This window comes from Kitasatospora sp. NPDC059088 (assembly GCF_042738155.1).
Classification (GTDB): domain Bacteria; phylum Actinomycetota; class Actinomycetes; order Streptomycetales; family Streptomycetaceae; genus Kitasatospora.
This window is the reverse complement of sequence record NZ_JBHYGR010000014.1, coordinates 25,988-45,433: the sequence shown is the minus strand read 5'-3', so window position 1 is coordinate 45,433 and position 19,446 is coordinate 25,988. Positions and strand designations below refer to the sequence as shown.

The window sequence follows — 19,446 nt, the reverse complement described above, 5'->3', positions numbered from 1 at the left end:
GCGGGTTCGGGCGGGTTCGGCACCCTCCCGCCCGAACCCGCCCGACCCCTGCCGACCGGCGCCGGGCCCGGGTCAGAGCTCGCCGTGGGCGAGCTGTTCCAGCGCCTCCCGGATCAGCGGTTCGTGCTGGTGCGCCGCGAGCCGACGGTGGTACTGCCGGGCCAGGCCCTGCGGAAGGGTGCCGGAGACGCCGATGGCGCAGGACGTGGCGCGGACGGCCTGCGCCGCCTCGCCGAGGGCGAGGTAGGTGTCGACGACGGACAGCAGCATCCGGCCGGTCAGCGGCGGGGCGAGCACCGGCTCGGGGCCGTCCAGCCAGTCGAGCAGCGCGGCGGCGTGGGGTTCGGCCCGTCGTGGATCGGCCGCGTGGAGCCAGGCGTCGGCCCGTACGGAGGTCAGGAAGCGGTCGTCGACGGTGAACGGGAACCCGGGCCGGTGCCGGTGCTTGTGGTCGGAGGCGACCGGGGTGTCGGCGGCGAGGGTGTCGGCGGCGAGGTCGAGCGCCCGCGCCGTGTCACCGGACCGGCCGAGGCGGGCGAGGGCCAGCGCCTCCCTGGTGTGCAGCACGACAGCCACGGCGGGGGCCGGCTCAGGATCGGCGGCCCTGGCGGCCCGCACGATCATCCGCGCGTCGGCCGCGTCACCCACGATGAGGTGCCGGGTGGCCAGTTGCGCCATCACGACGCCCGCTGCGGCCCGGTCACCGGTGGCGACGGCGGCACGGAGTGCGGCGAGGTTGTGCCGCTCGGCTCCGGTCTCCTCGCCGAGGGCGCTGCTGAGCCAGGTGCAGAGCAGGGCGGTGCGGGCCGCGAGCGGGAACAGCCGCCGTGGTCCCGGACTTTCGACGCCGCCGCTGGTCCCGGCGCCGGTTTCGGTGCCGGTGCGGGCACCGCTGAGCAGGTTGCCGACGACGAGCCGGTGTTCGGCGTACGCCACGCCGTACAGGGCCGCGGCGGGCATCAAGGTGCCGGCCTCCTGCTGTTCGAGAGCAGTGGTGCGGGCCTCGCTCCAGCGCAGGCGGTTCCCGACCAGGCCGGGAACGCACCCGGCGGCCGAGCGGGTGGTCCGGCGGGTCCAGCCGGTCCGGCCCGGGTCGGCGAGCTGTGTCAGGGCAGCACCCAGGTGGGATGCCAACTCACGCCCCCTCAGGGTGAGTTCAGGTGAATGCCGAGCCCCGGAGAGGTCCACGACGGCGCGCAGGGCGAGGACCGCACCGTGGTCCGTGTAGGGCTGGTCGAGCAGGGTGGCGTCCCCGGTGGCCAGGTGGAGCCAGTGCGGCCAGCCGAGTTGGCGGACCTCGCGGGCGGGGATCCCGTGGATGTGCGCCATGGCGAGCTGGGCGGTGTGCTCGGGGACGGAGCGGGCGGCCTCCCAGCGGGAGACCCTCTCCCGGCGGGCCGCCGTGTTCCCGAGCGCGAGCGCGGTGTGGGTGCGCGCGATGAGCTTGGCGTACTCGGACTGGGACAGGCCCATGCCCTCGCGCAGCCGGGTGAGGGGGTGGACGTGGACCATGTCGCCTCCGAAGGGGTCATCGCGTCATCGCCGTTACGGGATCGGCCGGTTGGAGCGGGAGCCCTCGTCCAGGCGCTCCAGGACCTGCCGGACGGCCGGCTCGTTCTCGTGCCGGGCCAGCCGCGCGCGGTACTGGAGGTCGAGTCCGGGCGGGAGCCTCCCGGTGACGTCGACGGCGCGGTGGACGGTGTCGGCGACACGGTCGAGCTCACCGAGCGCGAGGTGCGCGTCGGCCGCGTAGAGGAGCCAGACACCCGTCTGGGGCGACGGGACGGCGCTCTGCGGTGCCAGCAGGGAGTCGGCGAAAAGCTCGAAGTACGGCTTCGCGCCCTGCGGATCCCCGAGGAACAGCGCGGCCTGGGCCCGGCTGACGGTGACGCACCGCTCGACGACCCCGGGACCGACCCCGGCACCCACCCCCGTACCGGCCACTGGACCGGCACCCCCCGAGGCGGCGCTCGCGGCGGCCCGGTCCAGCGCCCTCGCGGCGCCGGTGGCGTTCCCCAGCCGGGCCAGGGCGAGGGCCTCCGCGCAGTGCAGGATGCTTTCCGGACCGTACGAGGACCCGCGCTGTCCGGACTGTCCGGACTGACCGGGCTGCCCTGCGCGGACGGCGGCGGCTGCCCGGACGAGCGCCAGCGCATCGGCCGGGGAGCCGGCGGTGAGGTGGCGACGGGCGAGGTGGGCCATGGCCGCCGAGGCCGTCCCGGGCGCGGCAGCAGCGGCGGCGGCCCGGATCGCGGTGAGGTTGTGGCGCTCCGCCCGGGTCTCCTCGCCGACGGCGCTGCTCAACCAGGTGCAGAGCAGCGCCGTGCGGGCAGCGAGCCGGAAGAGCGGGCGGGCGGCCGGGGCGTCGCGGTCACGGCCGTTGAACAGGCCGACGACCAGCCGGTGTTCGGCGTGCGCCGCCCGGTAGAGGGCCTCGGCGGGTATCAGCGAGCCGTCCTCGTGCCGTTCGAGCGCGCCGGTGCGGGCCTCGATCCAGTGCAGCTGCTCGGCGAGGGCCTGGGACCGGCCCGGCACGTCACCCCGGCCGGGGCAGGCGTCCCGGCCGGCGCGGATTCCCCCACCGTCCGCCGCGATCTGGGTGAGCGCGGACCGCAGTTGGGCGGTGAGCGCCGGCCCACGCAGCAGGAGCCGCGGGGAGCGTGGCGCCTTCGGCAGGTGGAGCGCGCTGTTCAGGGCGAGTTCGGCGCCGGCGGCCGTGTAGGGCTGCTCCAGCAGGGTGGTGTCGCCGATGACCAGGTGCAGCCAGTGGGGCCAGCCGAGACGGCGCACCTCGCGGGCGGCGACTCCGTGGATGTGCGCCATCGCCAGTTGCGCGGTGTGCTCGGGGACGGTCCGTCCCGATTCCCACCGGGAGACCTTCTCCCGACGGGCCGCCATCTGCCCGAGGCCGAGCTCGACATGGGTCCGGGCGACGAGACGGGCGTATTCGGGGTGGGAAAGGCCCTTCGCGGACCGCAACAGGATGAGTGGGTGCGCCATGGATGCAGTCTTGAGATGTCTCTGTAGATCGTGGGGGAACCGAGACCGGCTCCGGACCGGCTTCGGTACCGGATCCTAGAAAAACCGATACGGAATTCGCCAGACGGAGAGGCACTCCCCGAGGCACTGCCGACGGCATTGCCGGAACGGGAATTGACGCTTTCAGTCGGACCGGGGCTCGAAGCTGCGCCCGGGCCCGAACCCGCCCCCGGGTTCGCGGCCGCCCCCGGATTCGAACCCGGTCCGACGCTGCGCCACGGACCGATCGTCCAGGTGGTCGAGGAGCTCCCGCACGCCGGGGTGGTCGGCGTGCGGCGCGAGCCGGCTGCCGAACCAGTGGGCGAGCCCCGGCGGCAGGGTCCCGGCCCGGTCGACGGCGCCGCGGACGGTGGCGGCCGCCTCGTCGACCTGCCCGACCGCCAACTGGGCCTCCACCAGCGGGCGCAGCCGGGCCACGGCGTGCGGCGAGGGGGGCCGGGCCGTCGGCGCGCCGCCGGTGCGCAGGCTCCGGTAACTGTCCAGGGCCCGGGCCGGTTGCCCCAGACGCAGCCAGGTGTGACCGCGGGCGAGGTCGAGGTACTCCTCGTCGATGTTGCTGCCGGTGGGGTCGGCCTGTGCGTCCCAGCCCGGCGCGGCCGCCGACAGGGCGCTCTCGGCGTGCTCCAGCGCACGCAGGCCGGCGGCGGGTTCGCCGAGCCGGGCCAGGGCGCGGGCCTGCCGGGTGTGCAGGATGACGGCCAGCCTGGGGGTGGGGTGCGGGTCGACGGCCCGGGCGGCCCGGAGCAGGGCGAGGGCGTCCCGGGGGTCGCCGCGGCGCAGGTGCCTGATCGAGAGCAGCGAGAGGTAGGCGGCGGTGTGCCGGGGCGCCCCGGCGGCGGCCGCGGCCCGGATCGCGGCCAGGGCGTAGCGCTCGGCGCGGCCCTCCTCCCCCAGGGCGCCGCTGGTCCAGGTGCACAGGGCCGCGCTGCGTGCCGCGAGCAGGAACAGCCGGGTGCCGGTGGTCCGGTCGTACCGGTGGCGCGCCAGGAGGTCACCGACGAGCCGGTACTCGGCCCGGGCGGCGGCGTGGAGCGCGTCCTGCGGGATCGGGCTGCCGGCCTCCAGTTCTTCCAGGGTGCGGATGCGGGTCTCGGCCCAGCCGAGCGTTCCGGGGCCGATCCGGGGGCCTTCGTGCACGGGCGGGCACGGGCCGTCGGCGAGTGCCGCCACGGCGCCGCGGATCTGGGCGGTGAGCGTGGCACCGGTGGCGATCAGTGCAGGGCCCGGGCCGGGATTCCCCGGCCCGCCCGCGGCGGCCCAGGTGATGTCGACGGCGGCCTGCGGATTCCACGGCTGCCGCAGCAGTGCACCGTCGCCGCCGGCGACGAACAGCCACTGCGGCCAGCCCAGGCGCAGCACGATCTCCCGGTCCACCTGGTGGATACGGGCGATGGCGAGCTGGGCGCCGAGTTCCGGAGCGATCCGGCCCGATTCCCAGCGGGAGACCTTCTCGCGCCGCGCGGCCATCGGCCCGTAGCCGAGTTCCGCGTGCGTACGGGCGATCAGCTGGGCGTACGCGGACTGGGAAAGGCCGATCGCGATTCTCAGCACGGCCAGGGGGTGCGTCGTCATGTCATGGCTTCGATTCCTCCCAGCGGCCTTCCGTCGTTCTTCGCGACGGCATTCGCGGCGGTGGGGGGTTTTGTCGAATGATCAATCAAGACTCATTTGATCGTAACAGCGCGACTTCGCAGCGTCAAAGCCGGAAGCGAATTCCGCAGTTCCTGAATTCCGGCGGAATGGCATTTCCGCGAAGCCTCCCGCCACCCCGGGCGTGTGCAGGCATGCGTGCTACGGCGCGAGGTGGTCCGGCAGCGGCACCGCGTGCAGGCAGGGGTGCCGCCCCATGCCGTCCGGGGCGGACAGGACGGTGGCGACCTCGCCGATGATCTCCACCCGGAGGTCGCCGGCGCGGTTCGTCCAGACCGGTCCGCCGCCGGGGCCCACGGCCTCGGTGACGCGGACCACGACGACTGGCGGCGGAGCGTGCCCGCCGATCGACCCGGGCAGGGTCACCGCGTAGCGGCGTTCAAGGCTCTTCATGGCCGGCCTCCTCGTCGGACTCCCCGCCCGGTGGCGTCGATTCTCCTCCGAGGTCGGGCCGTCGCATACGAACGGTGACCGTCTTCGCAGCACCCTTCGGCCCGGCACGGTGCCGGGCCCCGGAATCGATGGTTACCCGGGCACCTACCCGGCCGGGGCCGATGCACACGCCCGCACGCACCCGACGGACCGGGCGGACGGACCGGCCGGGCGCAGGCCCTGGTGCGAGCGGTCCGGACCGGGCAGGCTGCTCCTGCCCGCTCCGGTCGTCCGGACCGGGCGCAGCCGCCCGGCCTCCCAGCCGTACAGCCGCGCCACCGCCCCTCCGCCGCACCGCCCCGCCGCCCCGCCGTACGAAAGCGAGACCGTGACCGTGACCATGAGCGACGACCCCCGAGCCGGCACCGTCGACGGGCTGCTGCGCCGGAGCGCCCGCCGGGCCCCCGACCGCGTCGCCCTCACGTTCGCCGACCGCAGCTGGACCTACCGGCAGCTCGACGAGGCGGTCAGCCGTGCCGCCGGGCACCTGCTCGGGCTCGGGCTGCGGCCCGGCGACCGGGTCGCCGCGTACGGGCGCAACTCCGACGCCTACGCGATCGCCTTCCTCGCCTGTGCCCGGGCCGGACTGGTGCACGTCCCGGTCAACCACGCCCTCACCGGCGAGGAACTGCGCTACCTGCTCGGCCAGTCCGGCACCCGCGCGGTGCTCAGCGACCCGGCGCTCGCGCCGGAGGTCGAGCGGATCCGGGACGGCCTGGCCGTCGAACACGTGCTACCGCTGCGGGAGGACCCGGCCGGGCTGCCGGGGAGCGGGTCCTCGGGCACCGGACTACTGGGAACCGGCCTGCTGGAGGCCGCGTCGGCCGGCCCCGTGCCCGAACTCGGCACCGGTCCGGCCGACACCGAGCTCGCCCAGCTGCTCTACACCTCCGGCACCACCTCCCGCCCCAAAGGCGCGATGATGCCCCACCGCGCCCTGGTGCACGCCTACCTGTCCGCCCTCCACGCCCTCGACCTGCGCGAGGACGACCGGCCGCTGATCTGCATGCCGCTCTACCACTCGGCGGCCCTGCACGTCTTCCTGCTCCCGTACCTCGCCGTCGGCGCCTCCGTCCTGCTGCTGGAGTCGCCCGACATCCCCGAGCTGCTCCGCCGGATCGAGGCCGACCGGATCGCCTCGCTGTTCCTGGCACCGACCGTGTGGGTTCCGCTGGCCAACCACCCGGACCTCGACCGGCACGACCTGTCCTCCCTGCGCAAGGCCCAGTACGGCGCCTCGATCATGCCGGTGGCGGTGCTCGACCGGCTCCGTGCCCGCTACCCGCAGGTCGGCTTCTACAACTGCTTCGGCCAGTCCGAGATCGGCCCGCTGTCCACGGTGCTCCGGCCGGAGGAGCACCTCGACCGCCCGGCCTCCTGCGGACGCCCGGTGCTGTTCGTGGAGACCCGCGTCGTGGACCGGACCGGCACCGAGGTGCCGCCCGGCACCCCGGGCGAAGTCGTCTACCGCTCACCGCAGTTGTGCCTCGGCTACTGGGACTCGCCCGAGCAGACCGCCGAGGCCTTCAAGGACGGCTGGTTCCACTCCGGGGACCTGGTGGTCGCCGACGAGGCCGGCTACCTGACCGTGGTCGACCGGATCAAGGACGTCATCAACACCGGCGGGGTGCTGGTCGCCTCCCGGGAGGTCGAGGAGGCCGTCTACAGCCACCCCGCCGTGGCCGAGGTCGCGGTGATCGGCGTCCCCGACGACAAGTGGATCGAGGCGGTCACCGCCTTCGTCGTGCTCCGCCCCGGCAGTCCCGCCCCCACCGCGGCGGAACTGATCGCCCACGTCAGGAGCCGGCTCGCACCGTTCAAGGTGCCGAAGAAGGTCCTCTTCGTCACCGAACTGCCCCGCAACCAGAGCGGCAAGCTCCTCAAGCGCGAACTCCGGGCCCGGGCCTCCGGGATCCGCTAGCCCGGCCGGCCCAGACGGCCGGGACGGCTGGGACGACGACGGTCACGGAGTGGTCCGGACCGGGAAGCCGGTGGCGCGACCCTGGCTCTTCAACCAGGTGAGCACCTGGCCGAGGGCCTCGACGGTCTGCTGCCGGTCGCCGCCACCGTCGTGGAACAGGACGGTCGGGCCGAGCCCGAGTTCCTTCTTCACCGTCTCGACGATGGCCGCCGTGCCGGGCTTCTCGAAGTCCTTCGAGTCGACGTTCCAGCCGAGCGGGCGCATGCCGTTCGCGGCGGCGATCCGCCGGCTGTCGGGGGTGAACGAGCCGCCGGGGGCCCGGTAGTACATGACCTCGGCGCCGCCCGCGGCCTGCTCGATCATCTTCTTCGCGTCCAGGATCTCCCGCTCCTGGTAGGCCACGGGCTTCTTGTCCATCGTGGTGTCGTGGTCCACGGTGTGGTCGCAGAGCCGGTGACCGGCCGCCACCACCTGCTTGACCAGGTCCGGGTGGGCCTTGGCCTGCGGTCCGATCATGCAGAAGGTCGCCTTCACCCCGTACCGCTTGAGCACGTCGAGGACCTTCGGGGTCCACACCGGGTCGGGCCCGTCGTCGATGGTGATGTTGACGGCATTGCCCCCGGCCTCCGAGGCGTGGGCTATGCCCTCGGGTATGCCGCCGGACTGCGCACCGCCGCCGCTGCCCTGGGCACCGTCCTGGCCGCCCTGCCCTTCGGCGGACCCGTCCTGCGCCTGGGCGACGTTCCGGTCATGGCCGGGGACCGTCGCGGTGACCGCGGGAGCCGCCCAAGCCGTCGCCGCGGCGACGACGACCGCCACCGCGACGGCCGCCCGCGACCGGTTGCCCACGGTCCCCATGCGCGCCTTGATGTCCATCAACGACCCCTCCCCCGACTCCACCTGCGTGTTCTCCGAGGTCGAGGACGTCAACCACCCCACCGGGGTTCCCCGCTTCGACGCGCGTAGCAGACCGGTGACATTTCCCGCCGGAACGCGCTGACGCTCAGTGGAGCGACGAGGCCGAGGTAGTACGCGGGGCGTTGCGCGACTCCGGCGGGCCTGCCGTCACGAAGTTCCCACTGCCGTCGATGAAGAGCAGCACCCCGACGTCCTGCTCGCGGTCGACCCCGACCTGGAAGTCGTGGTCAGGGACCGCCGGAAAGTCGTGGCCCGGAACTCTCGGCTTGACGACCCCCCTGGCCAGGTGGGTCAACTGAGCCAGGTTCTCGTACGCCGAGCCGTCGAGGAGTTCGTCGATCAGGCGATCGACGTCCTCGACGGAGGTGAGACGGCCGGGATCCGCCATCTGGTCCGCCCGGTACCGGACCTCGACCAGTGCCGGTAGTGCCACCGATCCCCTCCAGACCCGGCGGCGACCGCCGGCGACGTTCCTACCAGCGGTCGTGCACCTGCGGCCGGATGCGGCGGTCGTACAGCTCCCGTACGGCGTCGAGCGTGGCTGCGGGCAGCGGGGCCCGCTCGGCGGCCGCGGCGTTGGAGCGGGCCTGCGCCACGTTGCGGGCGCCGGGGATCACCGTCGTGACCCCGGGCTGCTGGATGATCCACCGCAGGGCCGTCTGCGCCGCCGTGGCGCCCTCGGGTGCGAGCGCGGCGAACTCCCGGGCCGCCTCGACGCCCGTGGCGAAGTCCACGCCGGAGAAGGTCTCGCCCTGGTCGAAGGCCTCGCCGTGGCGGTTGTAGGTGCGGTGGTCGTCCGGGCCGAAGACGGTCCGCTCGCTGTAGCGGCCCGAGAGCAGCCCCGAGGCGAGCGGCACACGCGCCAGGATCCCCACCCCGGCCGCCTCCGCCGCGGGCAGCACCCGCTCCAGCGGCTTGAGCCGGAAGGCGTTCAGGATGATCTGCACACTGGCGACGCCCGGACGCGCGATCGCGGTCAGCGCCTCCGCGCAGGTTTCCACGCTCACCCCGTAGGCCGCGATCCGCTCCTCTGCCACCAGGGTGTCCAGGGCGTCGAACACCTCGTCCGAGGAGTAGACCGGCGTCGGCGGGCAGTGCAGCTGCACCAGGTCCAGCCGCTCCACGCCCAGGTTCTCCCGCGAACGGTCCGCCCAGGCACGGAAGTTGGCGAGGCGGTAGTGCTCGGGCCGCTGCTCGACCCGGCGGCCGAACTTGGTCGCGACGAACACCTCCGCGTCCGGCCGCTCCTTCCGGAACCGGCCGATCAGCCGCTCACTGCGACCGTCCCCGTAGACGTCCGCGGTGTCGAAGAGCGTGACCCCCGCCTCCACCGACGCCTCCAACACGGCCAGGGCGTCCTCCTCCCGGACGTCACCCCAGTCCGCACCGAGCTGCCAAGTGCCGAGTCCGACCACCGAAACGGGACGGCCGGTCCGGCCGAGTACGCGCTGTTCCATACCAGGAGCCTCTCACGCCACCCCACCCGACGCCGCCCGGGCCCGGCAGCAGCCGAAGGCGACCCCGCCGGGACCTGGTCCGGTTGCCGTTCCGACTCCCCGGACCGGGCGCCGTGTCCGCTCTCGGTGAGCCTTGGTCAGGCCGGCGCTACCGCGGCTGCGCGCTCGGATTGTCGGGCGGTGAGGCGAGGTGGGCGAGCAGGGGGGCGGCGCCGTCCTCGGTGGCGAGTCCGCGGGCGAGGTGGGTGGCGCGGTGGTGGTGGGTCGGGTCGGTCAGGCAGGTGGTGATCGCGTCGGCGAGGGCTTCGGCGGTGAGGTCCTGGAACGGGACGGGGCGGGGGGCGACGCCCAGGGTGTGCAGCCGGGCCGCCCAGAACGGCTGGTCGGCCATGACGGGCACGGCGACGGCGGGCACCCCGGCCCGTAGGGCGGCCGCCGTGGTGCCCGCTCCGGCGTGGTGGACGACGGCGGCGGTGCGGGGGAACAGCCAGTCGTGCGGGACGTCACCGACGGTCAGGACGTCGTCGCCGCAGCCGTTCAGCCCGGCCCAGCCCGCCTGCACCACCGCCCGTACGCCCGCCCGCTCGACCGCCGTGGCGACCAGCCCGCTGAGCCGCTCCCCCTCCCCGACCGCCATGCTGCCGAACCCGATGAACACCGGGGGCGGGCCGGCCCGGAGGAAGTCGAGCAGGTCGGCCGGGGGCTGCCAGCCGGCCGGGCGCGCGGGCCACCAGTAGCCCGCCACCCGGGCCCGGGACGGCCAGTCGGCGGGGCGCGGCAGCACCAGCGGACTGTAGCCGTGGAAGGCCGGCCGGATGTCGGCCGCCGCCGTGGGCGGGTCGGCGGGCAGCCCGAGCCGGGCGCGCAGCCTGGTGACGGCGTCCACGAAGAGCCCTTCCGCGCGCCTCAGCACGTCCCGGCCCGCCGCGAGGTTGCCCTCCGGCCCCAGGTCGTCCGCGTTCCGGGCGTTGGGCAGCGCGAACTCCCGGGTGGCGAACGACGGGGCCAGGTAGGTGCCGACGACGGGGACACCGAGCGCCTCGCCCGCCGCCCGGCTCAGCGGTGCCGGGCCGAAGGCGGTGAGCACCACGTCGGCTCCGCCCGCCGCCGCCTCCGCGACCCCGTCGGCCAGCCCGTCCGTGTAGGCCCGCAGCGCCGCCCGGGAGAACTCCCGGACCAGCTCGTTCGGGTCTCCCGGCACGGGCCGGTGTTCGAGCCCGCAGTCGGCCAGGAGCCCGGCGAAGGACGCGTGGGCGGCCACGGCGACCTGGTGGCCCGCCTCCAGCAGCCGCCGCCCGAGCCCGGTGAAGGGCGCGACGTCTCCGCGTGAACCGGCTGTGACGATCAGAATGCGCATGGCACGATTCTGCCGCCTCCCGCCGCAACTCCGTGCCCACGCGCTGCCGTTGCTCCTGACTCGCGGACACCGGCCGGTCGAGGGATCAGAACGGGGGTGCCTGCGCGGTTGCGCCGACACCGGCCCAAGGGTCGTCCTGCTCCCCCTGCTCGGTCAGTTCACGCTCCCGCCGTTCGGCGGCCGCGCGTGCCTCCGCGATCGTCGGGACGGCGGCGAGGGCCTCCTCCGGGCGGCCCAGTCTGATCAGCGTCTCGGTCAGGTCGAAGTCGACCCCCTGCTGGGCGGACGCCCGGAGCAGCGCGAGGGCCTCCTCCGGGCGGCCGTCCCGCTCCAGCAGCCGCGCCACCACGGTGTCCCACTCCCCGGGCTCCCGCTCGTTGAGGGCGGTGGCCTCCGTGAGACCCTCGGCACAGCGGCCCGCCTCGCCCAACAGCCAGAACCGCAGCTGGAGGATGCTCTCCGGATGCCCCTCGGCATACGCACCGGTGAGCCCCTCCAGCAGTTCGAGCGCCCGGTCGGGGCGGCTGTCGTCGACGAGCAGTTCCAGCGCCCAGTGGAGGAGGTTCCCGCAGTCGTAGTAGTCGTACGTGGGCCGGCCGGTCTCCACGGCTTCGTCGACCCTCCCCTGCCCGACGAGGAGGCGCATCAGCGCCGCACGGTCGTTCGGGTGGTCGTGGGCCTCGATCGCCTCGCGCAGCAGGCTCTCGGCCTCGCCGGCCCGCCCGGCGTCCTCCAGTGCCTTCGCGTACACGGCGAAGGCGGAGTAGCGCTCGCTGACGGCGAGCGCCGCCAACTCTTCGATCAGGCCCTGCCGGGCGAGGAGCTCCGCGTAGTACTGCGGAAAGTTGACGGGGTGACGGCGGCCCGAGGCGATCTCGGTGCGCAGGACCTCGACGGCCTCGTCCGTGCGCCCAGCGCGTTCCAGGACCCGAGAGATCAGGAGCAGCACGTGCCACCGCTCGCTCCGGTCCGCCCCGCACGACTGACCGCAGCTCGCGCACGGCACGCCCTCCGTGCCCTCCATGCGCGCCGCAGCTTGCGTGAGGACGTCCAGGACCCGGTCGTCACGGCCCTGGCCCTCGGTCACCTCGACCAGGTGCGACCGGAGCCAGTGCTCCCCGAGGTGCGGTACCAGCAGGTCGACGGCCTCGTCCGCCCGCCCGGCCCGCACCAGCAGTTCCGCGTAGCGTGCGCTCACGTGGCCGTCGCCCTGTTCGGCCGCGTCCGGGCGCACCATCGCGAGCGCCTCGTCGCCCTCGCCGCGCCGGATCATCAGCTCCGCGGTGAGCCACTCGGCGGCCCGCCAGCCGATGTCGGTGAACGGGTCCATCAGTGCCAGCGCCCGGTCGAACTCCCCGGCCGCGCAGAGCTCCCGCGCCGCCGCCTCCGCGCAGTTCCAGTCGCCGCGTTCCTGCGCCGCCCGGATCACCAGGTCCAGCCGCCCCAGGTCGAGGAGACTGCGCACCATCCGCGGGTAGACGCCGCCGTGGCGTCGCTTTTGCCAGAGAAGATCATCGATGTTCACGAGGGCAACCTACGAACCGCCACTGACACCCCCGCGCCGGTGGGGGTGTGCTGGGATGGTGCGGCGGGGTGTCGGGGCAGACGGAGGGACAGTTGCAGGGGCGGGGGACGGTGCGGGAGATCGTGGTGGACGAGGGGCGGGTGCGGGGACTGGTGCTCGGAGCGGCCTGGCTGGTGTCCCGCTGCCTCGCCGAGGACGACCCCTTCCGGCTGGTGACGGCCGGGCCGCGGCCCTACGGGTGAGGTGTCAGGGGGTGGCTGTGAGGAGGGCCGTCTGGAAGACGAAGCGGTTCCACGGGGTGCGGGGGTCGCGGCCGGTGGTGGTGGCGAGGCGGCGGAGGCGGTAGCGGACGGTTTGGGGGTGGAGGTGGAGGCGGGCGGCCGCGCCGGCGGCGCCGTCGGCGTAGATGACCGCGTCGAGGGTCCGACGGGTGTCGTCGTCCTGGGCGAGGTGGCCGAGTACGGCCTCGGTGACCCGGGCGGGGGCGGCGTCCGGGTGTCCGGTGACCAGGGCCACCACCTCCAGGTCGCCGCGGTCGAGCACCCGGCGTTCGGTCCGCGCCGGTGGTGGGGCGTGCCGGAGGCCGTGGAGGGCCAGGCGGTAGTCGCGTGGGGCGGTGGCGGCGGTGACGCCGGTGAGCCGGGCGCCGGTGAGGGCGTGCGCGCCGGTCAGGCGGTCCAGCGCCGCCGGGTCGACGGCCTTGAGCAGGGCGACCCCGACGCCGTCCATGACGGTGTGCAGCGAGGTGAGTTCGAGGTCGCCGGCCCGGTCGGCTGCGGTTCGGGCGTCGAGGGCCGTGGCCGCCAGTGCGGCCGCCCGTGCCGCGTCGTCGGCGGCACCGGCGGCACCGGCGGCCGTGGAGACCACCAACAGGTCGAAGGTGGCGGGCAGTTCGGCGTCGAGTTCGCGCAACCGCGCGCGCAGGGTGCCGGCGTGGCTCTGCCGGCCGAGCAGCAGGTCCGCGAGGAGGCCGCGGAGTGCGCGTTCGCGGTCCTCGCTGAGGATGCGGCCGGTGGACTCGTAGCCGTCGAAGACCGCCTCCGAGGACTGGTCGAGCACCGTCAGCCAGACCCGGGCCAGCGCGCTGAGGTCGCGCGACGGGACGGTGTCGGGGAAGCGTTCGCCGATCCGGTCGAAGAAGGCCAGCGCCGCCACCCGGTAGGCGCGCAGTACGGCCGCCAGCGGGCGGGCGTCCCGGGCCCGGACGGCGCCGACGCCGCGGAACATCCGGAGGTCGTCGGCGTCCAGGGCGCCGTCCACCGACCACAGTTCGAGCACCCGGCGGAGGGTCCAGACGATCAGGGAGCGGACCTCTTCGAGCTGGCGGGCGTCGAGGTTGGCGTAGGCGGGGATCTCCCGGGTGACGGCGGCCAGGGCGGCCTCGACCATGCCCGGCTCGTCCGCCAGGATCCGCGCCACGGCGGCGGAGCGGTCGGCGGCGGACCGGGCGGCCGACGACGCGCCCCCTACCCGGGTGCCGTGCTCCGGTGGCACAGTCTTCTTCATCACCATCTGACAAACCTAGCGCCCGCCCCCGCGGCCCGCCCGAGCATGGGGACCGTACGGCCATGGGGACCGTACGGCCGTCGCGCCCGGGCGACGGCGGATTCCCCCGAGGGAGAGCTGCATGCCGTTCCAGCCTGAGGTGATCGTGGTCGGGGCCGGCCTGGCCGGACTGGTGGCGACGCACGAGCTGGCCAAGGCCGGCCGGCGGGTGCTGGTCGTCGAGCAGGAGAACCGGCGCAACCTCGGCGGCCAGGCGTTCTGGTCGCTCGGTGGGCTCTTCTTCGTCGACAGTCCGGAGCAGCGGCGGGCCGGGATCAAGGACTCCCTGGAGCTGGCCCGGCAGGACTGGCTCGGTTCGGCGGGCTTCGACCGCCCGGACGACGAGGACGTCTGGGGCCGGCGGTGGGCCGAGGCGTACCTGGCGTGGGCGGCGGGCGGCAAGCGCGGCTACCTGCGGGAGCTGGGCCACCGGGTGGTGCCGCTGGTGGGGTGGGCGGAGCGGGGTGCCGGTTCGGCCACCGGCCACGGCAACTCGGTGCCGCGCTTCCACATCACCTGGGGCACCGGGCCCGGTGTGGTGGAGGCCTTCCTGCGCCCGGTGCTGCGGGCGGAGCGCGCCGGGCTGGTGCGGTTCGCCTTCCGGCACCAGGTGGACGAGCTGCTGACGGAGGAGCGCGGGGGCGGCGCGGTGGTCGGCGTCCGGGGCTCGGTGCTGGCGCCGGACGACTCGGCGCGCGGGGTCAAGTCCTCGCGCGAGGTGACCGGCCCGTTCGAGGAGCGGGCGGCGGCGGTCGTGGTGACCTCCGGCGGCATCGGGCACAACCACGCGCTGATGCGCGCCAACTGGCCGACCGAGCGGGTCGGTCCGGCGCCCGAGCACCTGATCTCCGGCGTGCCCGCCCACGTCGACGGGCGGATGCTGGCCATCACCGAGCGGGCGGGCGGCCGGGTGGTCAACCGCGACCGGATGTGGGCGTACACCGAGGGCGTGCACAACTGGGACCCGGTCTGGCCGGACCACGCCATCCGGATCCTGCCCGGCCCGTCCTCGATGTGGTTCGACGCCGAGGGGCGCCGGCTGACCGGGATGTCCGGCGTGCCGGGGGCCGACTCTATCGGCGCGATGAAGCAGATCCTGGCCACCGGCCACGACTACTCCTGGTTCGTCCTGACCCAGTCGATCATCGAGAAGGAGTTCGCACTCTCCGGCTCGGAGCAGAACCCCGATCTGACCGGCCGCGACCTGGGGTTCGCGCTGCGGAGCCGGTTGGCGAAGGGCGCTCCGGGCCCGGTGGAGCGGTTCAAGCAGCACGGCGAGGACTTCGTCGTCGCCCGGACCCTGCCCGAGCTGGTCGCGGCGATGAACGGGATCGCCCGCGGCCCGAAGCTCGACGCCGCCATGATCGAGCGTCAGATCGTCGCGAGGGACAGGGAGTTGGACAACAATTTCAGCAAGGACGTGCAGGTGATGGCGATCCGCAACGCCCGCCGGTCGCTGACCGACCGGATCGCCCGGGTCGCCAGGCCGCACCGGATCCTCGACCCGGCGCACGGCCCGCTGATCGGCGTACGGCTCAACATCCTGTCCCGCAAGACCCTCGGCGGCCTGCAGACCGACCTGGAATCGCGGGTGGTCGGCGCCGACGGGGCACCCGTCCCCGGTCTGTACGCCGCCGGGGAGGTGGCCGGCTTCGGCGGCGGGGGCGTGCACGGGTACAACGCCCTGGAGGGCACCTTCCTCGGCGGGTGCATCTTCTCGGGGCGGGCGGCCGGCCTCGCCATCTCCCGTACCCGCTAGCGGACTTGATGTTTCGTCAGCTGGTCAGCCAGGGCGCCTCGGGGAGCTTGGCGTCGGCGTTGCGGCCGGCGAACTCCACGGTGGCCGGCGTGCCCAGGCCCGCCATCCGCATGGTGACCCGGCGCAGCGAGCCGTCGCCGTCCACCCAGTAGGTGAGCGGCGAGCGGTTGCCGTCCGGTGCGGCGCCCTGGGCGCGCGGGCCGGAGAAGCGGTCGTAGCTGCGGCCGTCGATCCGGTCCTGGCCGAGCCAGCGGGCGCCGGACTGGGCGAGCAGCACCGGGTTGTCGGGGCGGTCGGCGCCGAGCTGGGTGAGCAGTTGGAGGCCGGCGTCCAGCGGGTCGGCGGTGTACGAGCGCGGCGACCAGCCGGAACGGGGGACGTGTTCGGCCTGCTGCCAGGGCGGGCTCTGGTCGCCCGCGGGTTCGGGGGCGAGGCCGAGGCCGCCGGTGTCCCAGACCACCAGCCCGTGGTCGAGCGGTCCGCCCGCTCCGGTGGACGTGTAGCGGCCGGCGCCCCGGTGGGTGCGGTAGTCGACGACCCCCTCGACCCGGATCCGCACTCCCCCGCCCTCGTCCGCGGTGAGCACCACGTTGACGGGGCTGGCCTGGTAGAGGTTCAGCCGGGACAGTGCCAGCCGGGCGGCCTCGTCGCTGCTGACCGGCCGTTCCGAGGCCTGGTCGGAGGTCGTCCGGTACGCGGCGACGCCGCCCGCGACGGCGGCGCACACCGCGCAAGCGACCAGCGCCGTCAACCAGCGGGGGCGGCGGCGCCGGGGCGGTTCGACGGCGGGGGCCTTCGTCTTCCGGGCCATGCGGGGGTGTGCTCCGATCGGTCGTTGCGGGCGGACGGCAGGAAGCCGGCGGGTGAGAAGGCGAGCCGGCCGGGTACGGGAACCGGGCGGGTCCGCGGTCCTCTCGGTCCGCGTACCCGCCCGGTCCGGGCCTCACCCCGTCAGGCCGGGGTGGGTGGCCGACAGCAGGGCTACTGGTGCTGGCCCCGGCGTCGGCGCACCACCAGGAACAGTCCCGCGCCGAGGGCGATCAGCACCGCGCCGCCGGCCGCGATCAGCGGCATGCCGCTGCTGGCTCCGGTGTGCGGGAGTTCGCCGCCGGGAGCGGGCGCCGGTGGGAGCGGCGTGCTCGGCGGGGTCGTCGTCGGCGTCGGGGTCGGCGTCGACGAGGCGGTGGGCGTCGGGGTGGGGATCAGCTTGTTGACGGCCGTGACGCCGACCCCGTCCTCCAGGTTGTCGGCGGTGAGCACCAGCGGTCCGAAGACCGTGTTGTCGGGCGCCGAGTAGCCGTCGGGCGGGCTCAACTCCTGCCAGTAGTACGTCCCGGGCACGCCGGTGCCCTGGCAGATGCCGTCCTTGCCGGTGGTGCACGGGTCACCGACGGGCGTGTCCGGCTTGGCCCCGGTGGCCTGGAGGCCGTCGGTGCCGTTGGTCTCGTGCCAGAGCTGGAACTTGGCGCCGGCGAGCGGCTTGCCGTCCTGGTCGTTCTTGACCAGCTTGAGCGCGCCCTCCTGCTGGCGGTAGCCGAAGTCGAAGGTGTGGTCGTTCTCGCCCGGTCCGCCGGTGGTCAGCGCCCGTTCGGGGAACTTGGCGCCGGCGGGGACGATGCCCTTCGAGTCGATGAAGTGGTTGTCGCCGACGTCGTGGTCGGTGGGCACCCAGTGGTACAGCGGGCCGCCCTTGGCGTAGTCGGCGGGGTTGTCGATCCGGATGGTGTACTTGGTGTGGGGCTTGAGGCCTCCGGGGACGTTGCTGTTGTCGAAGTAGTACTCGCCGCGCGCCGTGGTCTTCGTGGTGCCGAGGACCTTCCCCGACTCGTCGTAGAGGTTCACGGTGGCGCCCTTGACCGGGGTCTGGCCCGGGTTCTGGATGCCCTTGCGCTCGGGGTCGTACCAGACCCGGTTGCCGATCTGCAGCGGCGCTTGGTCGCAGAGCACTTCCAGGTCACCCATGGCCGCGCCCTTGCCGAACGGGGAGCCGGTCCCCGCCGGGGTCAGCCGCAGGCCGAACTTCGGGTCGTGGCTGCCGTCCGCGCGCTCCATGAAGGAGGTGCCGTAGCCGACCGCGGTGTGGTCCGGGTCGAAGGCGGAGCCCGCCACGGTGCTCTCGACCTTCGAGAGCGCGATGCCGGCGAACACCGTGTTGTGGTGGCCGACCGCGTCCCAGCCGGTGGAGAAGAACCGGGCACCGCGGACGGTCTTGCCACAGCCGAGGTTGACGTCCATCACGTACGTGCCGTTCGACGGGCAGGCCTTGTTCAGGTCGCCGCCGGACATCACGGTGGCCGAGTTGGGCGCCGGGGCGCCCGGTCCGCGGTCGGCGAAGCGGTCCTTGAAGGCCAGCAGCATCGAGCCGTCGGTCTCGAACAGGATCTCGCCGAGCTCGGGCTCGGGGAACGCGATGGTGCTGTTGCCGCAGACCTTGCCGTTCTGCGAGGCCGGGAAGGTGCTGGTCCAGGCGAACCAGCCGGCGCCGTCGCACGGGCCGCTGCCGACCGTGGACTGCCGCGGGTAGTCCATCGGCTGGTCGAGCACCGGCTTGCCGAACGCCCCGGTGCCCAGGTCGAACGGCAGCACCAGGGCGCGCACGTCCGTGAGCTTGCCGGTGGACTCGCCGGAGCAGACCCCGCCGAGGAAGCCGGTGCCGTCCTGCAGCCCCAGACCGTAGGGGCGCCAGTCCGCAGCCGACGGGCAGCCCGGGTCCGGGATCGGGTAGGCGGCCTTCGGCGCCGAGGCCGTCGGCGCGGTGGCGTCGTAGCGGTAGAGCTTGCGGTCGTTCAGGTTGACGACGAACAGGTCCTTGCCGTCGTCGGTGATCTTGATGCCGCCCAGGCTCTCCTTCCCGGGGACGTCGAGGAAGGCGTCGTCCGTCCCGGCCCCGTGCGCGGTGCCACCCGCGTTCGGGACGGTGGTGAAGACGCTGGTCCTCCCCGGCTTGGCGGGGTCGCTCATGTCGGTGACGTAGATCCCGCCGGAGCCGGCGGGGCCGTAGTCGGTGGTGCGCTTGGCCGTCGCCGCGGAGAACACCCGCTTGTCGGCCTTGTTCCAGGCGATGCCGAAGATCGTCCCGGTGTCGGCGTCGGTGGCGACGTTCGTCGCGACGACGTCCTTGCCCGGGCCCTCCTGACCGCGCGAGTCGTACGGGAAGGAGACCAGGGTGCGCTGGGACTTGCCCTGGTAGGTGGGCGTCTGGCAGGCGGTCACCAGCGGCGCGTTCTTCTGGCAGTAGTCCGCCGGGTTCCACAGCCCGGTGGTGTAGGAGACGCTCTTGCCCCCGCTGAGGTCGACGAACTCCTCGTTGGAGCTGAGCTGGTTGGGCGCGCCGTCCAGGCCCTGGCGGGAGGCGAAGGCCGGGAACAGCACGCCCGGCTTCGGATTCACCACCTGGACGCGGTACTTGCCGCCGGTGGCCTTGCTGGTCGCGGGCGCCAGGGTGACCGTGCCGTCCGCCGCCGTGGTGCCGTCGATCGACACCCCGGCGTCGTCGGTGAGCGTCACCTTGACGCCCGCCATGTTCGGCTCCAGCGCGGGCGTCCAGGTGCCGGAGTCGTCCACGGCCCGGATCACCCGGACCGTGACCGTCCCGTCGCCGGTCTGCGAGACCGCCGCCGGGACCGCCGCCAGCGAGCTGCTGCCGACGACGACGGCGAGCGCCGCGATCCGGCCCACGACGCGGCGTCCGGAGCGGCCCGGCCGTGACCGGTCCGGGCCGCGCGCGGCGCCGTTCATCAGTTCATTCGTTGTGTTCATCCCTGCTCTCATCGTCCAAAGAGCCCAAATGGCCCGACTTCATGAGGGAGCCCACAGCGTGGCCTGAATCCGCCGTGGTTAACG

General features: G+C 74.1%; 16 protein-coding genes. 4 read left to right on the top strand and 12 right to left on the bottom strand.

Annotation, left to right across the window (positions count from 1 at the left end; translation table 11 throughout):
- Positions 1-72: 72 nt before the first annotated feature.
- From ACFWXO_RS09190 to ACFWXO_RS09175, 4 genes are all read right to left on the bottom strand, one after another.
- Positions 73-1,512: a hypothetical protein gene (locus ACFWXO_RS09190; protein ID WP_380522956.1), complete on the bottom strand. Its 1,440-nt coding sequence runs from the start codon at positions 1,510-1,512 to the stop codon at positions 73-75.
- 33 nt (positions 1,513-1,545) lie between these two features.
- The gene (locus ACFWXO_RS09185) at positions 1,546-3,000 is read right to left on the bottom strand and encodes a hypothetical protein (RefSeq protein ID WP_380522954.1); all 1,455 of its coding nucleotides are present in this window, start codon (positions 2,998-3,000) and stop codon (positions 1,546-1,548) included.
- Between the two features lie 162 nt (positions 3,001-3,162).
- Entirely contained in the window at positions 3,163-4,611 is a 1,449-nt protein-coding gene (locus ACFWXO_RS09180; RefSeq protein WP_380522953.1) for a hypothetical protein, read from the bottom strand.
- 219 nt (positions 4,612-4,830) lie between these two features.
- Positions 4,831-5,082, bottom strand: a complete 252-nt coding sequence (locus ACFWXO_RS09175; RefSeq protein WP_380522952.1) for a DUF6296 family protein — start codon at positions 5,080-5,082, stop codon at positions 4,831-4,833.
- Between the two features lie 379 nt (positions 5,083-5,461).
- On the opposite strand from ACFWXO_RS09175, the gene ACFWXO_RS09170 reads away from it, so the two are divergent.
- Positions 5,462-7,042 carry an acyl-CoA synthetase gene (locus tag ACFWXO_RS09170; RefSeq protein WP_380522951.1) on the top strand — a complete coding sequence of 527 codons (1,581 nt, stop codon included), beginning with the start codon at positions 5,462-5,464 and terminating at the stop codon, positions 7,040-7,042.
- A 42-nt stretch (positions 7,043-7,084) separates the two neighbouring features.
- Here ACFWXO_RS09170 and ACFWXO_RS09165 read toward each other — a convergent pair whose 3' ends face one another.
- A complete protein-coding gene (locus ACFWXO_RS09165; protein ID WP_380522950.1) occupies positions 7,085-7,918 on the bottom strand; it encodes a polysaccharide deacetylase family protein in 834 nt (277 codons plus the stop codon).
- On the opposite strand from ACFWXO_RS09165, the gene ACFWXO_RS09160 reads away from it, so the two are divergent.
- Positions 7,911-8,042: a hypothetical protein gene (locus ACFWXO_RS09160; RefSeq protein WP_380522949.1), complete on the top strand. Its 132-nt coding sequence runs from the start codon at positions 7,911-7,913 to the stop codon at positions 8,040-8,042. The two genes, ACFWXO_RS09165 and ACFWXO_RS09160, sit on opposite strands and share 8 nt — an antisense overlap.
- A gap of 3 nt (positions 8,043-8,045) precedes the next feature.
- Here ACFWXO_RS09160 and ACFWXO_RS09155 read toward each other — a convergent pair whose 3' ends face one another.
- The 4 genes from ACFWXO_RS09155 to ACFWXO_RS09140 form a co-directional block, all read right to left on the bottom strand.
- A complete protein-coding gene (locus tag ACFWXO_RS09155) occupies positions 8,046-8,393 on the bottom strand; it encodes a hypothetical protein (protein WP_380522948.1) in 348 nt (115 codons plus the stop codon).
- Positions 8,394-8,433: 40 nt separating this feature from the next.
- Positions 8,434-9,417: an aldo/keto reductase gene (locus tag ACFWXO_RS09150; protein WP_380522947.1), complete on the bottom strand. Its 984-nt coding sequence runs from the start codon at positions 9,415-9,417 to the stop codon at positions 8,434-8,436.
- A gap of 148 nt (positions 9,418-9,565) precedes the next feature.
- Positions 9,566-10,774, bottom strand: coding sequence for a glycosyltransferase (locus tag ACFWXO_RS09145; protein ID WP_380522946.1), 1,209 nt, complete (start codon positions 10,772-10,774; stop codon positions 9,566-9,568).
- A gap of 85 nt (positions 10,775-10,859) precedes the next feature.
- Positions 10,860-12,299 (bottom strand): hypothetical protein, encoded by a 1,440-nt coding sequence (locus tag ACFWXO_RS09140; protein ID WP_380522945.1) that lies wholly within the window; start codon positions 12,297-12,299, stop codon positions 10,860-10,862.
- Between the two features lie 68 nt (positions 12,300-12,367).
- On the opposite strand from ACFWXO_RS09140, the gene ACFWXO_RS09135 reads away from it, so the two are divergent.
- Positions 12,368-12,541 carry a hypothetical protein gene (locus ACFWXO_RS09135; protein WP_380522944.1) on the top strand — a complete coding sequence of 58 codons (174 nt, stop codon included), beginning with the start codon at positions 12,368-12,370 and terminating at the stop codon, positions 12,539-12,541.
- Between the two features lie 4 nt (positions 12,542-12,545).
- Here the strand turns inward: ACFWXO_RS09135 and ACFWXO_RS09130 are convergent, their stop codons facing one another.
- Positions 12,546-13,811 carry a helix-turn-helix domain-containing protein gene (locus ACFWXO_RS09130; protein WP_380522943.1) on the bottom strand — a complete coding sequence of 422 codons (1,266 nt, stop codon included), beginning with the start codon at positions 13,809-13,811 and terminating at the stop codon, positions 12,546-12,548.
- 115 nt (positions 13,812-13,926) lie between these two features.
- On the opposite strand from ACFWXO_RS09130, the gene ACFWXO_RS09125 reads away from it, so the two are divergent.
- Positions 13,927-15,603, top strand: a complete 1,677-nt coding sequence (locus ACFWXO_RS09125; RefSeq protein ID WP_380522942.1) for an FAD-binding dehydrogenase — start codon at positions 13,927-13,929, stop codon at positions 15,601-15,603.
- Between the two features lie 16 nt (positions 15,604-15,619).
- On the opposite strand, the gene ACFWXO_RS09120 is transcribed toward ACFWXO_RS09125, so the two are convergent.
- Positions 15,620-16,414 carry a hypothetical protein gene (locus ACFWXO_RS09120; RefSeq protein WP_380522941.1) on the bottom strand — a complete coding sequence of 265 codons (795 nt, stop codon included), beginning with the start codon at positions 16,412-16,414 and terminating at the stop codon, positions 15,620-15,622.
- Positions 16,415-16,584: 170 nt separating this feature from the next.
- On the bottom strand, positions 16,585-19,362 hold the full coding sequence (locus ACFWXO_RS09115) for an SdrD B-like domain-containing protein (protein WP_380522940.1): 2,778 nt from the start codon (positions 19,360-19,362) through the stop codon (positions 16,585-16,587).
- Positions 19,363-19,446: the final 84 nt, after the last annotated feature.

Bases quoted from the DNA above. Each gene is read 5' to 3' on its own strand.
- ACFWXO_RS09150 (WP_380522947.1), bottom strand. From the start codon at position 9,417: ATGGAACAGCGCGTACTCGGCCGGACCGGCCGTCCCGTTTCGGTGGTC.
- ACFWXO_RS09175 (WP_380522952.1), bottom strand. From the start codon at position 5,082: ATGAAGAGCCTTGAACGCCGCTACGCGGTGACCCTGCCCGGGTCGATC.
- ACFWXO_RS09120 (WP_380522941.1), bottom strand. From the start codon at position 16,414: ATGGCCCGGAAGACGAAGGCCCCCGCCGTCGAACCGCCCCGGCGCCGC.
- ACFWXO_RS09190 (WP_380522956.1), bottom strand. From the start codon at position 1,512: ATGGTCCACGTCCACCCCCTCACCCGGCTGCGCGAGGGCATGGGCCTG.
- ACFWXO_RS09115 (WP_380522940.1), bottom strand. From the start codon at position 19,362: ATGAACACAACGAATGAACTGATGAACGGCGCCGCGCGCGGCCCGGAC.
- ACFWXO_RS09160 (WP_380522949.1), top strand. From the start codon at position 7,911: ATGTCCATCAACGACCCCTCCCCCGACTCCACCTGCGTGTTCTCCGAG.
- ACFWXO_RS09145 (WP_380522946.1), bottom strand. From the start codon at position 10,774: ATGCGCATTCTGATCGTCACAGCCGGTTCACGCGGAGACGTCGCGCCC.
- ACFWXO_RS09180 (WP_380522953.1), bottom strand. From the start codon at position 4,611: ATGACGACGCACCCCCTGGCCGTGCTGAGAATCGCGATCGGCCTTTCC.
- ACFWXO_RS09170 (WP_380522951.1), top strand. From the start codon at position 5,462: ATGAGCGACGACCCCCGAGCCGGCACCGTCGACGGGCTGCTGCGCCGG.
- ACFWXO_RS09125 (WP_380522942.1), top strand. From the start codon at position 13,927: ATGCCGTTCCAGCCTGAGGTGATCGTGGTCGGGGCCGGCCTGGCCGGA.
- ACFWXO_RS09165 (WP_380522950.1), bottom strand. From the start codon at position 7,918: ATGGACATCAAGGCGCGCATGGGGACCGTGGGCAACCGGTCGCGGGCG.
- ACFWXO_RS09130 (WP_380522943.1), bottom strand. From the start codon at position 13,811: ATGGTGATGAAGAAGACTGTGCCACCGGAGCACGGCACCCGGGTAGGG.
- ACFWXO_RS09185 (WP_380522954.1), bottom strand. From the start codon at position 3,000: ATGGCGCACCCACTCATCCTGTTGCGGTCCGCGAAGGGCCTTTCCCAC.